This window comes from Spirochaeta cellobiosiphila DSM 17781, from assembly GCF_000426705.1.
Classification (GTDB): domain Bacteria; phylum Spirochaetota; class Spirochaetia; order DSM-17781; family DSM-17781; genus Spirochaeta_E; species Spirochaeta_E cellobiosiphila.
In genome coordinates this window covers 101603-115359 of the sequence record NZ_KE384559.1, presented here as the reverse complement: position 1 = coordinate 115359, position 13757 = coordinate 101603, and the positions used below count along the sequence as shown (strand labels likewise).

The following is a 13757-nucleotide window of genomic DNA, read 5'->3' as shown; positions in this document are numbered from 1 at the left end:
TTACTCCTTTTGCATTCTATGATTCCGGGCTATCTCTATGAATGATCTTATGTAGTCTTTGTTAGGTGTTGATTTCTTTTTGATGATAAAAAGACTTTTATGGATCCCCATAGAACCAAGTGGTAATCCTTTGATGGATAAAGTATCTTTATATTCTTCGATGAGCCAATCAGGTAAAGTCGTTAATCCTCTTCCTGCATTAACCATCTGAAGCATAATGTCTGTGGTTTCAATTGTTTTGAACTGCTTGGGGTTACGATAGGCGGGGAGCAGAAATTGGGTATAGACATCCAGCTTTTCTTTTCCCACCGGGTAGGTAATTAGTATTTCCTTTTGCAAATCTTCTGGTTCAATATAAGCTTTGGAAGCTAAAGGATGATTGATTGAGAGAGCTAACAGTAATTCATAGTCAAAGATGGAATAGGATTCAAGTTCATCCGATAGAACAGGATCCGGGGTTACTAGTAGATCAATATCGTTATCCTTGAGGGCCCGGAGTCCATCAAATTGAAACTCTTGGCGAACGTCCAAATCTACATCAGGCCAGACTTGCAAGTAAGGATCTACCACTTTAACTAACCATTTGTAACAAGGGTGACATTCCATACCAATCCTAAGGACGCCTCTCTTGCCTTGGGATATTTGCTTAAGGAGTTCTTCACTATGAGTGACTTGAGGCAAAATCTGATCAGCTAGTTCTTTGAGAAGTAATCCCCCTTGGCTTAGACGTAGATTACGTCCCTCTTTTGTCCATAAAGGAAGTCCTAACTGTCCTTCGAGCTTCTTGATCGCATGGCTTAGCGCTGGTTGGGTAAGGTTTAATGTCTCTGATGCTTTGGTGAGAGTTCCTTGATTGTAGACGGTCTGAATGATTTGTAGATGAATTATTTCTATCATAACTATCCCTATGAAACACCTTGTGTGTTCCCTTTTATTTCTTTTAACCATGAAATATATTCATAGATCCATGAGATAATATCATTTTTATTTATCAATGTCCTTTGTTATGCTTGTTTTACATTAGTTATTAAGGAGTCAACCCATGTCATATAATCCTTTTAGATACGATATCGTAGGTAGTTACCTTCGCCCTCAGGTTCTTAAACAGGCACGGGACCAATTCTTGCAAGGACAGATATCTGAGGAAGAATTACAGAAAGTTGAGGATCAGGAAATCTTGAAGCTTATTGCAAAGCAGAAATCTCTGGGGTTAAAAGCTGTCACTGATGGGGAATTTAGAAGGTCCTGGTGGCATCTTGATTTTATGTGGGGCTTCAAGGGGATAAGAAAGACAGATTTACAAACAGGATACCCATTCCAAGGTGTTGAAACGCGGAAGGAAACGGCTCAATTAGAAGGAAAGGTCGAATTTGATGGGACCCATCCTTTTCTTAAACATTTTACATTTTTAAAAGAGGCGGTAGGAGAGGAGCTCATTCCTCGTCAAACTATTCCCGCTCCTAGTCAATTGTTATCTGAGTTACAGCGTCCTGAAAATCAGCCTTTTATCGAAAAATACTATGATAGTGAGGAAGAGTTGGCTCAGGATATAGCTCTGGCTTATCAAGGGTTCATTCAAGCCATATATGACTTGGGATGCAGGCATTTACAGCTGGATGATTGTACATGGGGAATGCTTAGTGATAAGAAGTTCCGGGATAATGTATCTACCCATGGTGTTGATCTGGATCAGATGGCGGATACTTTCTCTTCCATTAATAATAAGGCCATTGAAAAACGACCTGATGATTTGCAACTAACAACACATGTATGCCGAGGTAACTTCCGTTCAACCTGGGCTGGTTCTGGAGGGTATGATCCTATTGCTCCTCAACTCTTAGGTAAAGAGAAGGTTGACGCCTACTACTTAGAGTTCGATACGGATAGAGCGGGAGATTTCACTCCTTTAAAAGAGCTTACAGATAATAAGCATGTTGTTCTTGGGTTAGTGTCTTCAAAAATTGGTGAATTAGAAAAGAAAGAAGAAGTTATTGCCAGAATAAAAGAGGCGGCTAAAATCATTCCCTTAGATAGATTAAGTCTTAGTACACAATGTGGCTTTGCCTCCACAGAAGAGGGGAATGTTCTCTCTGAGGAACAGCAGTGGAATAAGATTTCCTTTGTGAAGGAAGTGGCTGAAGAAGTTTGGGCAGAAGTAAATTAATTACTTCTGTCTTTTCGTTCAAGAAGCTGAATCTTCAGTCCATCTGGATCTCTGATATAAATGAATTTAGTAGATGGATCTGGTTGAATAGGCCCTTCGATATCTGCAATACCATGGCCTTTCAGAAAGTCCATGGTTTCTTCCAGGGAACTGACGTTATAGCCAATTGATACATCACTACCATGATGGGGGGCTTTTTGTGTTTTGTTTTCTATCAACTCTAATTGGGAACCATTATGTTCCAGGAATGTGATTTTATTAGGTCCTGCCTGGATTTGCCGTATAATAGGCAATCCTAAGATCTTTGTATAAAATTCAAGTGATGTGTCCATATCCTTAACATAAGTAGTGATTAGGGAATAATTCATCTGTTATACTCCTTTTTGCCGAGTATAACAGATAATCATAACAACTTTAATCCCAAGAAAGGCTGGATCCTTGCTGGTATTCAGTAACTCTAGTCTCAAAGAAATTCTTTTCCTTAGACAAATCTGTAGATTGACTCATCCAGGGGAAAGGATTTTCCCTATGATATTGTACTGGTAGATTGATTCGTTCTAGACGCCTATCAGCTATGTGTTCTACATATTTACTGAACTCAGTAGCATTTATACCAAGAATCCCTCCCGGGCAGGCATCATTCGCATAGATTTTTTCCAGTTCTACGGCCTCTTTTATCAAGGCGATAATTTCTTCTTGAAACTCTGGTGTCCATATTTCTGGATTTTCGCTAACAATGGTGTTGATTAAATCACAACCAAAGGCGAGGTGAAGACTTTCATCGCGCATAATATATTCGAATTGTTCCCCAATACCGACCATCTTCTTTTGACGTTTCATGGCCAGCATCATAGCAAACCCTGCGTAGAAGAAAATTCCTTCCATTATCACATAGTAACCAATGAGATCATGGACGAATTTTTGAATATTATCAGAACCTTCTGTAGAAAAGTTTGGATTGAAGACAGACTGGGTCAAATTCACGACATAATCATCTTTTTCTTTTATAGAAGGAACGGTTTGATACATCTTATAGATTTCGTCAGGATCTAAGCCCAGGGAATCGCAACAGTAGATAAAAGTATCCGTGTGTATAGCTTCTTCAAAAGCCTGTCGTAAGAGGTATTGGCGACATTCCGGGTTTGTTACATGCTGATAGACTGCCAGAACGATGTTGTTTGCGGTCAAGGATTCTGCCGTTGAGAAGAATCCCAAATTCCATAATATCAAACGACGCTCTTCCTCTGTGAGGGTATGGGGATTCTTCCATTGCTCAATATCATCTTGCATAGGAATTTCTTCTGGAGCCCATGTATTGGCTATTCCGTCTTTATAATGCTGTCTGGCCCAACTATAGGTAATAGGTAAGATCTTATTAGGATCTGTTTTGCTATTGTTAATTATACTCATCTCATTATCCTTGTTATTGACATGATTCACACTCAGGGTCTGTTAGTGAACATATATTTCCTACAACAGAAGCAGGTTGTGTATATTCTCTTTTCTGTGTGAATCCGTAGGTTTTGGCATCTAGCGTCGATTTTTCAATTTGGGAAGCCGCTAGCGTTCGTAGATAATAAGTGCTTTTAAGACCTTTTTCCCAGGCTGTCATATAGATTTGGTCCAGCATTTTACCACTAGCTCCCTTCATAAAAACATTATGACTTTGACTTTGATCTATCCATTTGGCTCTTCTAGCGGCCATTTCAATCATTTGTATTGGTGATATTTCAAAGGCTTCTTTATAGAGTTGTTTATATTCAGCAGGAATCTCAGGTATCCCATCAAGATTTCCATCGAAGTATTTGATCTTGTCCAACATGTCTTTGGACCATAAGCCTTGATTCTTTAAATCTTCAACCATATAAGTATTAAGAATGGTAAATTCTCCACTCATATTGGATTTTACATAGATATTTTTGTAGATGGGTTCAATAGTCGGGAAGGATCCTGCGATATTGGAGATAGTCGCCGTAGGTGCTAAAGCCATTGTATTGGAGTTTCGCATTCCCTGTTCTTTGATCTTATCTCTAAGTTCATTCCATTCGAAAGTTTGACTACGATCTACGTCTACTGTTAGACCTCTTTGAGCCTCAAGAAGATCCAATGTATCAATGGGTAGTAAACCACGGTCCCATTTTGAACCTTTAAAAGAAGAGTAGCTTCCTCTTTCCTTGGCCAAATCAGAAGAGCCCTCCAGCGCATAATAGGAAAAGGCTTCTGTGAATCGGTCGGTGAATTCCAGAGCTTCCTTACTATCAAAAGGTATTCTTTGGATAAAGAGAGCATCCTGTAATCCCATCATTCCTAAGCCAACAGGTCTATGTCTCATATTGGAGTTTTTGGCTTCTTCAGTAGGATAGAAGTTAAGATCTATCACATTATCAAGCATTCGCATGGCTGTACGGATCGTTGCTTGTAATCTGGTCATGATGATGCCATGGCGTGTGACCATATTTCTCATATTAATGGATCCTAAGTTACAAACAGCGGTCTCATCAGCACTATTATTTAAAGTGATTTCAGTACAAAGGTTTGAGTTATGTACAACACCTACATGATCCTGTGGGGAACGTATATTGGATGGATCTTTGAAGGTTATCCAGGGATGTCCTGTTTCAAACAATCTCGTTAGCATTTTTCGCCATAGCTTTTCTGCTTCTATTTCTCTGTATTGAGCTATTTTCCCTTCTTTGGCTAATCCTTCGTAATATTCATATCTATCTTTAAAAGCGCGTCCATATAGATCATGAAGATCTGGTACTTCAGAAGGAGAAAAAAGTGTCCATGTTCCTTTATTTTTTACTCTTTCCATAAATAGATCAGGAATCCAGTTTGCTGTATTCATATCATGAGTACGTCTACGTTCATCTCCCGTATTACGTCTTAAGTCTAGAAAGTCTTCAATATCCAGATGCCATGTTTCCAGATAGGCGCAAGCGGCTCCTCGACGTTTACCGCTTCTGTTAATAGCAAAGGTTGTATCGTTGGCTATTTTTAAGAAAGGGATGACCCCTTGGGATTCGACTCTGGTACTTTTGATCATAGCTCCTGTGGCTCTAACAGGGGTCCAGTCATTCCCAATTCCTCCAGACCATTTGGCTAGTTGGGCATTGTCTCCTAATACTTTGAAAATCATTTGTAAGTCATCTGGTACGGTGCTTAGATAACAGGAAGATAACTGTGGTAAATCTGTTCCCGAGTGAAAGAGGGTAGGGGTTGAGGGAATAAAGTAGAGTTGACTGAGGACATGGTAGAACTCTATTGCCCTTTCGTTTTTATTCTGTTCTTCAATAGCTAAGCCCATTGCCACTCTCATCCAAAATGATTGAGGTGTTTCTTTGAGTTCTTTATCCCGTTGATAGAAATAACGTTCTGTCAGGGTTTCAAGAGAGCGGAATTGCAATAATTGGTCTCTCTGATAATCGAGATGTGTGGATAATAACTCAAGATCAAAACCCAATAGTCTTTTGTCAAAATGATTAAGTTCTACCGCTTCCTTTATGTTATTAATAAAGGAGTTACGAAGCTCGTGTTGCCCTTGGTGATTCCTGTCACTTGTCTGTGTAATTTCCTTATATATCTTTTGCAGGAACAATCTAGCGGCTGCTCTCTCATAGGAAGGGTCTCGCTCTATATAATTAGAAAGTGACTGGATAGCTGCCTTCTCTAATAGCTTTGTTGTAATCCCCGGATAGATATTTCTTATGATGTCCTGGAATACTAAAGGGATATCTATGTCCCGGCTATAACCTGTTGTAACCCTCTCTAGTGTAGAAACGATTTTGTCCGTGGAAAAAGGCACACGGTCTCCTGATGACTTTGTTACCTCAAGGTTCCCTTGTAATGCCTGTTTTCTCATCTGTTCTAGTCGATCTTCCCTGTGTTTACGATGTTCTTCTCTGTAAAGAATGTAGGCTCTGGCTACTTGGAAGTAGCCTGCTTCAGCCAAACTTAGTTCAACACAATCCTGAATAGATTCTATGGTTAGGGTACTGTTTTGCACCGATTCCAGTTTCTCCACTATGGAGTCAACAAGGGCATCTAACACAGTATCCAGTATATTTAGATTTTGAGCTTCAAAAGCCTTACTTATAGCTGAATGAATACGGTCTTTATTGAAATCCACATGAGAACCATCACGTTTTATTACTTGCACTTTACCACCTCATCAAATATTAGTATAAAAATCATGTTAATGTTCCTATTAGTAAAAATCAAGAGGTTTTCTACTGTATATGGTGTTGTTATAATGTGTTGACACTAATTGTAGTGTTTTATGTATGGGTAATTAAACTTTGGCAACACTAGTTGTGGACTGGCTTCACAGGGAATAGGAATATTTTTTTTAATCTTGCAGTGAGTTCAATAGATATTACAATTTAAATAAAGGAGTGTATGCTGTATGGAGAAACAAATTCGGAAGTTTGTAGACATTCTTAAAATTGAGTTGCGTGATTTAGAGCAAGATATACATACCCTGAGTACTGCCCTTGCGGATAAGCTCAAAGAAAAAGAAATCACAAATTTTGTCTATAAGGAGAATACAGCTTTGCTCATGAGAGAAGTGAGACTAGTTAAGGAGGCAATGAAAGATCTGAATAATTTTGATTTTGCTCAATATGAAGAGATAGATCCTTTTATTGATGATCTTCAAGAATTGTTTCACAATCATTTAAACTCATCCGCTTTTCCTCAAGCTATCCATGTCCTTTTAACAAGAAAAATAGAAAAAGTACGAGATTATATTAAGTTATAATGGACAAAAAGCAACAATAATAAACAAGATTGTTTTTTACTTGCTTAATTATATTTGATCCAATAATATTAAGTTCGATTAAAGCGTGTGATTAATAAATCGTAAGAAATTCATATAGAGGAAGGCTATGGATAGTACACTCAAAGAATTAATTGACAAGATTAAAACGGAAGGTGTGAAGAGCGCCGAAAGTCAGTCAGAGCAAATCCTTAAAGACGCGGAAAAAAAAGCCGCGGCTATCATCAGCGAGGCAAAATCCAAAGCTGCTGCTGAAAGAGAACAGGCTAAAGTAGATATTGCAAAAAGGGAAGCTGCTTCAAATGCTTCCTTAAAACAGGCAGGAAGAGATCTACTGTTAACTATGGAAAAGAAAGTAACTGCCCTGTTTGATTCTGTTGTTAAATCCCAGGTCGATTCAGCAATGACAGGGGATACTTTAAAAGACGCGATTGTTACAGTCGTTAAAAACTGGAAGAATGGCGAAGTAGCGGAGTTAGATGTTCTTTTAAGTGAAGAGCAACTTAAAAAACTGGAATCGTCCTTAACCGCAGAGTTGTCTGCTGAATTAAAAAAGGGAGTTGAAATTAAGATCGGTTCATCCGTTAATAATGGCTTCCAAATTGGTGAAAAAGACGGTAGTGCTTTCTACAATTTCACCAGTGAAGGGTTAGCAGAGACGATTAGTGAATATCTTAATCCAAAATTATCCCAGATTATAAGAGAGTCCGTAAAGGATAAGGAGTAAACCGTGGGGATGTATTATTTCACGGTCGCTTCTTTACCTTCATTAACTTATCAATCCCAACCTACCTTATCTGATGTTGATTATTTACAATATCTTCAGGAAAAATTAACTCCAAAGGAATTTGCATTGGTTGATGCCTGCAGACTTATTCCTAAGGAATCATCAAAAGCTAATCACATTCTAAGAGAATGGATTAGTTTTGAGAGATCCTTGCGTCTGTATTTAGCCGTTCAAAGAGCTCAAAAGAGACAATGGGAATTCAATGGTTCTTATCAACCAACTGCCAATTTGGAGGATAAAGCTAGGGAAGCAGTTAGTAAGGGTAATCCTTTGGAAGCTGAGAGTTACCTAAACGAGCTTCGATGGGAGTTTTTGGAGAATCTTGAAACAGGACATTATTTTGATTTGGAATATCTTCAAATATACTATTTGAAGCTTCAAATTCTGAATCGCAAGACATTGTTCGAACCTAAAATGGGACGTATGAACTTTGAAGGTACCTATAACGAGATTCGTAACAATATGGATATTGAGATTTAATTGGAGTAGATAATGGCAAGAGCGACGGGAATCGTAGTAGGTGTCAATGGTAACATGGTAACTGTGAGTTTTTCAGGGCAAATAGCCATGAACGAAGTTGCCTATGTTATCGTTGGTGACAAAAGATTAAAAGCTGAGGTCATCCGTATTCGAGGTGATAGAGCAGATATGCAGGTATTCGAGATAACCAATGGTATTGGTATTGGTGATATCGTCGAATTTACCGAAGAAATGTTGGCTGTTGAGTTGGGGCCAGGACTGTTAACACAGGTCTATGATGGTCTTCAGAACCCTCTTCCTGAACTTGCTGCAGAATGTGGGTTCTTTTTAGAAAGAGGTATATATCTTCAGCCATTACCAAGAAATAAGAAATGGGATTGGACTCCTGTAGTTCAAGTAGGAAGTGAAGTTACAGGTTCAGCAACATTAGGAACTGTTCCTGAGTTTTCTTTTGAACATAAAGTTCAAGTTCCCTATTATATGACAGAGAATTATAAAGTAGTTAGCATTACAGAACCAGGTTCATATAATGTTGACCAAGAAATAGCCGTACTTGAAGATTCCAAGGGCAATAAATACCCTTTAACGATGAGCTTCTTCTGGCCAGTAAAAAAAGCAATTACTGCCTACGAAGAGAGACTTCAACCAACAGAACCAATGGTAACACAAATGAGGTTGATCGATACCTTTTTACCAGTAGCTAAGGGCGGGACTTATTGTATTCCCGGTCCATTCGGAGCTGGTAAGACGGTTCTTCAGCAAGTAACGAGCCGTAACGCTGACGTAGATGTTGTAATCCTGACAGCTTGTGGAGAACGTGCTGGTGAAGTTGTTGAGACTTTGAAAGAATTTCCTGAGTTGTTAGACCCTAAGACAGGGCGAACGTTGATGGAACGAACCATTATCATTTGTAATACCTCATCTATGCCGGTAGCTAGCCGGGAAGCTTCTGTATATACAGGAGTTACTCTGGCGGAATATTATCGTCAGATGGGACTTAATGTTCTTCTTTTAGCAGATTCTACTTCAAGATGGGCTCAGGCTATGAGAGAAATGTCTGGTCGTTTGGAAGAAATTCCGGGAGAAGAAGCTTTTCCTGCTTATCTGGAATCAACTATCGCTGGTTTCTATGAAAGAGCTGGTGTTGTTCGACTTAGAGATGGAAATCAAGGTTCTATTACTATAGGAGGTACTGTATCTCCTGCTGGTGGTAACTTTGAAGAGCCTGTAACTCAGGCCACATTAAAAGTAGTCGGTGCTTTCCATGGTTTGACAAGAGAACGATCGGATGCCCGTAAATATCCTGCTATTCACCCTCTAGAGTCCTGGAGTAAATATAAAGGTGTTATCGATCAGCCAAGAGCGGATTTTGCTAGAAAAGTTCTTATCCGAGGAACAGAGATAGGGCAAATGATGAAGGTTGTTGGTGAAGAAGGAACAAGTCTGGATGATTATCTTATTTTTATGAAGAGTGAATTCTTGGATGCTGTTTATCTTCAACAGAATTCTTTTGATCCAGTAGACAATTCGGTTAGCCCGGAAAGACAAACCTTTGTTTTTGATTTGATGTATCAAATTCTTGGTTCAGACTTTGACCTAACAGATAAAGACACTATTCGTACCTTTTTCAATCAGTTGAGACAGAAGTTTATTGACTGGAACGGGGTTGAATGGAAGAGTGGTGAGTTTGAGTCATTAGAACGTGAAATCCGATCAATGGTTAAAGATAAGAGTAAAGGACTATCCAAAGAAGCTGAAGACATTTCAGCAAGTATAGTTGGAGGACAGTGATAGATGCGTAAAGTATATACCAAAATCGAATCCATAGCAGGTAACGTTATCTCTGTAAAAGCTGAAGGTGTTCGTTACAAAGATTTGGCCGTGGTTAAGTCTTCTCAAGGTTCAAGTCTTGCTGAAGTTATTCGTCTTGATGGTGACAAAGTAAATCTTCAGGTATATGCAGGGGGTAGAGGTGTTTCTACAGGGGATGAAGTTAGATTTCTAGGTCATTCCATGAAGGTTTCTTTCTCAGATAATCTGTTAGGTAGAATCTTTGATGGTTCTGGTAAACCAAGAGACAATGGCCCTGAGCTTGAGGAAAACCTTATTGATATTGGAGGACCTTCTGTTAACCCTGCTAAAAGAATTATTCCTCGAAATATGATAAGAACCGGGATTCCTATGATTGATGTATTCAATTCATTAGTAGAATCTCAAAAACTTCCTATCTTCAGTGCCTCAGGTGAACCCTATAATCAATTGTTAGCTCGTATTGCCATGCAAGCTGAAGTTGATTTGATTGTTCTTGGTGGTATTGGACTTAAATATGATGATTACCTCTTCTTCAAGAATACCTTGGAAGAAGGTGGTGCCATGAATAGAACGATTTTCTTTACCCACACAGCTAGTGACCCTATGGTAGAAGCTTTGTTGGTTCCAGATATATCTTTGGCCGTTGCTGAACAGTTTGCTCTTCAAGGTAAAAAGGTATTAGTACTGTTGACTGATATGACAAACTTCGCAGATGCAATGAAAGAAATCGCTATCACTATGGAACAAGTTCCTTCTAATAGAGGATATCCGGGAGATTTGTATTCCCAGTTGGCTTCGAGATATGAAAAGGCTGTCGACTTTGAAGGAAGTGGTTCCATCACTGTATTAGCTGTTACTACTATGCCTGGTGGTGATGTAACTCATCCCGTACCAGATAACACTGGATATATAACAGAAGGTCAGTACTACCTTCGTGGTGGAAGAATTGAACCTTTTGGTTCCTTAAGTCGTCTTAAACAAATGGTTAATGATGATACAAGAGAAGATCATCGAGCCTTAATGGATGGTATGATCAAGTTATACGCAGCTTATAATGAGTCACTTGAAAAGAAATCAATGGGTTTTAGGATGACATCCTGGGATGATAAACTCCTGAAATATGGGGATTTATTTGAAAAAACTATGATGGATTTATCTGTGAATATTCCATTAGAAGCTGCTCTTGATAGGGGCTGGGAAATCATGGCTGCTTGTTTCTCTCCTGAAGAAACAGGTATGAAGACCAGTTTAATTGAGAAATTTTGGCCAAAAAACTAGGAAGGTCCTATGGCAAAGATAAAACTGACGAAAAATGAATTGAAGAAGCAGAAGGACGATCTTAAAAGATTTAAGAGATACCTTCCTACACTTCAATTAAAAAAACAGCAACTTCAAGTTGAGATTCGTCAGGTTGAGCAAAAACAAGAGGAAAAGAGAGCTGTCCAGGAACAGATAAAGCAAAGTCTGGACACTTGGATAGCTGTATTTGGTGAACCTGTAGATCTATCAGCACTGGTCCAAATTGATTCTGTTCAAACAGAGTCTGGTAATATTGCCGGAGTTGATATACCAATCTTTACTGGTTTAACTTATAAAAAGATTTCCTATGACTTGTTTGAAACTCCTCTGTGGGTGGATGAAGGGTTGGAACAATTCAAATCCATCTTGGCGATTGATGTTGAAGTTGAAATTCTTAACGAACAAGTGAAACGGCTGTCTGATGAATTAAGAACAACTTCTCAGAGAGTTAATCTTTTTGAGAAAGTTAAAATACCTGAAGCTCAGGAAAACATCAGAACGATAAATATATATCTTGGGGACCAGCAAACTGCTGCTGTCGTTAGAGGTAAGATTGCTAAAAATAAAGTAGTCAAGGAGGTAGCTGAATGATTGTTCCCATGAAGAAGGCTTCCTTGGTCATCTATGAACATTTCAAACAAAGTACTTTAGATGGGCTAAAAAGTCTTGGTGTTGTTCATTTGGAAACCAAATACGGTGATAATGAAGCAATACGGAATGTGACTGATAAAATCGAAGTTACCAAAAATGTTTTAACGACACTGAAAAATATAAAGTCCAAAAAGCAGGAGAATCATCCTGATGGTGGCTTAGGTGTTGTTGAAAGTGTGGATGAGTTACTTAAAGAACAGGCAGATCTAAAGTCGGAATTAGACTCGATAGATAAAGAAATTACCTCCTTGAATCCTTGGGGCGATTTTGATCCAAAAGATTTTGTCTATTTAGATCAACAAGGCATAAAACTTAGATTATTTGCATCAACAAATAAAGTGTATAAGAGTTTACCTGAAGATATGAAAGTATTTTTCATTAATCAGGATAAAAGCAAGGTTTATTATGTTGTTGTTGATAATGGTGAGGACTTAGCTATTCAGGCTGATGAAGTGAGATGGCCAGAAAGAGGCTTAGCTTCTTTGCAAAAGGCTAGATCTATCATCGTTAAAAGGATGTCTGAAATAGCTATTCTAATAAAAGATTTTGGAGTGAATGCTGATCAGGTAGCTCAATTACTGGTTTCTTATGAGGATAAGCTCCAGGATGCTTTGGTTGATCATTCAACGGAAGATATCGATTCACTGTGTGTCATTGATGGTTTTGTTCCCATAGATAAGGTTGATGATCTAAAATCCTTGGCTAAAGAAATCGGAATAGGACTATTATTACGTGAACCCACAGAGGAAGACCAAGTCCCTACTTTAATACGAAGGAAGGGGCCTATTAAATTGGTAAAGCCCCTATTTAATCTGTTGGGGACCCTTCCTGGATATGAAGAAGTGGATATTTCTGCCATGTTTCTTATCGCTTTTTCCTTATTTGTCGCAATGATTGTTGGTGATGCTGGATATGGTTCTATATTCTTAGTGGCAAGTGTGTTTGGTTTTGCTAAGACTAAACCTACGGGTAAATTACCCTTTGCACTAGCCATAGTATTATCGACCTGTATAGTCATTTGGGGAGCTTTAACTGGAACATGGTTTGGGTCAGCTTATATTGCATCCTTACCAGGTTTTAAAGATATTATCATACCGCAAATAGCCTCCTTTGCTAGGGACGGAATAGATTCTGGTACTAATGTACAAATATTGTGTTTTGTTATTGGTATTGTTCATTTGACCTTAGCTCGAGGGCAGAATTTCTTTAGGAAGCTTCCTAAGTTAAATGCTTTTGCTGATTTGGGGTGGTTAATAACTCTTTGGGGTCTTTTCATCTTAGTCATGCAAGTTGTTGCCAAAAAAACGACACTCTTTGGTTTCGAACTAACACCTTATGCGATTCCCCTATTGGCTGTCGGTTTTCCAATGATTATTATATTTGCTGGTCAAGATGGCAACTTTTTTAAAGGTTTGTTGAAAGGATTAAATCCTATGAACCTATTAACAACTGGCTTGGATGGAGTGAGTGCCTTTAGTGACATCATCAGTTATATTAGACTTTATGCTGTTGGGTTAGCTACTGTAGCTGTTGCAGAGAGCTTTAATTCTTTAGCTGGTGGGGTTATGAGCATGCCCTTGGGAATGCTATTTGGAGGCCTCATATTGGTGTTCGGTCATGGATTAAATATCATATTGGCCATTATGTCTGTTCTCGTACATGGGGTACGATTGAATATGTTGGAGTATTCAGGCCACTTAGATTTAGCGTGGGCTGGATTCGAATATAAACCTTTCGCAAAGAAAGGGTTGAATGTTGAATAAAAATTTTGAGTATAAAGGTTAAAG

At 38.6% G+C, this 13757-nt stretch carries 12 protein-coding genes; 8 read left to right on the top strand and 4 right to left on the bottom strand.

The features are described 5' to 3' along the window. Positions 1–897, bottom strand: coding sequence for a LysR family transcriptional regulator (locus K345_RS0118540; protein ID WP_028975436.1), 897 nt, complete (start codon positions 895–897; stop codon positions 1–3). Positions 898–1042: 145 nt separating this feature from the next. Here K345_RS0118540 and K345_RS0118535 point away from each other — a divergent pair, with 145 nt between their 5' ends. Then, positions 1043–2164: a 5-methyltetrahydropteroyltriglutamate--homocysteine S-methyltransferase gene (locus K345_RS0118535; protein ID WP_028975435.1), complete on the top strand. Its 1122-nt coding sequence runs from the start codon at positions 1043–1045 to the stop codon at positions 2162–2164. Here the strand turns inward: K345_RS0118535 and K345_RS0118530 are convergent. From K345_RS0118530 to K345_RS21860, 3 genes are read right to left on the bottom strand one after another with little or no spacing between them, the layout of a single operon-like run. Then, positions 2161–2532: a VOC family protein gene (locus K345_RS0118530; RefSeq protein ID WP_028975434.1), complete on the bottom strand. Its 372-nt coding sequence runs from the start codon at positions 2530–2532 to the stop codon at positions 2161–2163. The two genes, K345_RS0118535 and K345_RS0118530, sit on opposite strands and share 4 nt — an antisense overlap. A 46-nt stretch (positions 2533–2578) precedes the next feature. Next, the gene (locus tag K345_RS0118525) at positions 2579–3574 is read right to left on the bottom strand and encodes a ribonucleotide-diphosphate reductase subunit beta (RefSeq protein ID WP_028975433.1); all 996 of its coding nucleotides are present in this window, start codon (positions 3572–3574) and stop codon (positions 2579–2581) included. A 13-nt stretch (positions 3575–3587) separates the two neighbouring features. Beyond that, positions 3588–6323 carry a ribonucleoside-diphosphate reductase subunit alpha gene (locus K345_RS21860; RefSeq protein ID WP_037573236.1) on the bottom strand — a complete coding sequence of 912 codons (2736 nt, stop codon included), beginning with the start codon at positions 6321–6323 and terminating at the stop codon, positions 3588–3590. 246 nt (positions 6324–6569) lie between these two features. Between K345_RS21860 and K345_RS0118515 the strand changes: the two genes are divergently transcribed. From K345_RS0118515 to K345_RS0118485, 7 genes are all read left to right on the top strand, one after another. After that, entirely contained in the window at positions 6570–6923 is a 354-nt protein-coding gene (locus K345_RS0118515) for a hypothetical protein (RefSeq protein ID WP_028975432.1), read from the top strand. Between the two features lie 127 nt (positions 6924–7050). After that, positions 7051–7668, top strand: coding sequence for a hypothetical protein (locus tag K345_RS0118510; RefSeq protein WP_028975431.1), 618 nt, complete (start codon positions 7051–7053; stop codon positions 7666–7668). A gap of 3 nt (positions 7669–7671) precedes the next feature. Beyond that, positions 7672–8208, top strand: a complete 537-nt coding sequence (locus tag K345_RS0118505; RefSeq protein WP_028975430.1) for a DUF2764 family protein — start codon at positions 7672–7674, stop codon at positions 8206–8208. A gap of 12 nt (positions 8209–8220) precedes the next feature. Next, the gene (locus K345_RS0118500) at positions 8221–9999 is read left to right on the top strand and encodes a V-type ATP synthase subunit A (protein ID WP_028975429.1); all 1779 of its coding nucleotides are present in this window, start codon (positions 8221–8223) and stop codon (positions 9997–9999) included. 3 nt (positions 10000–10002) lie between these two features. Continuing rightward, positions 10003–11298 (top strand): V-type ATP synthase subunit B, encoded by a 1296-nt coding sequence (locus K345_RS0118495; protein ID WP_028975428.1) that lies wholly within the window; start codon positions 10003–10005, stop codon positions 11296–11298. A 9-nt stretch (positions 11299–11307) separates the two neighbouring features. Continuing rightward, positions 11308–11910, top strand: a complete 603-nt coding sequence (locus K345_RS0118490) for a V-type ATP synthase subunit D (protein WP_028975427.1) — start codon at positions 11308–11310, stop codon at positions 11908–11910. Beyond that, a complete protein-coding gene (locus K345_RS0118485; RefSeq protein WP_028975426.1) occupies positions 11907–13733 on the top strand; it encodes a V-type ATP synthase subunit I in 1827 nt (608 codons plus the stop codon). Before K345_RS0118490 ends, K345_RS0118485 begins: the two co-directional genes overlap by 4 nt. The last annotated feature ends 24 nt before the right edge of the window (positions 13734–13757 follow it).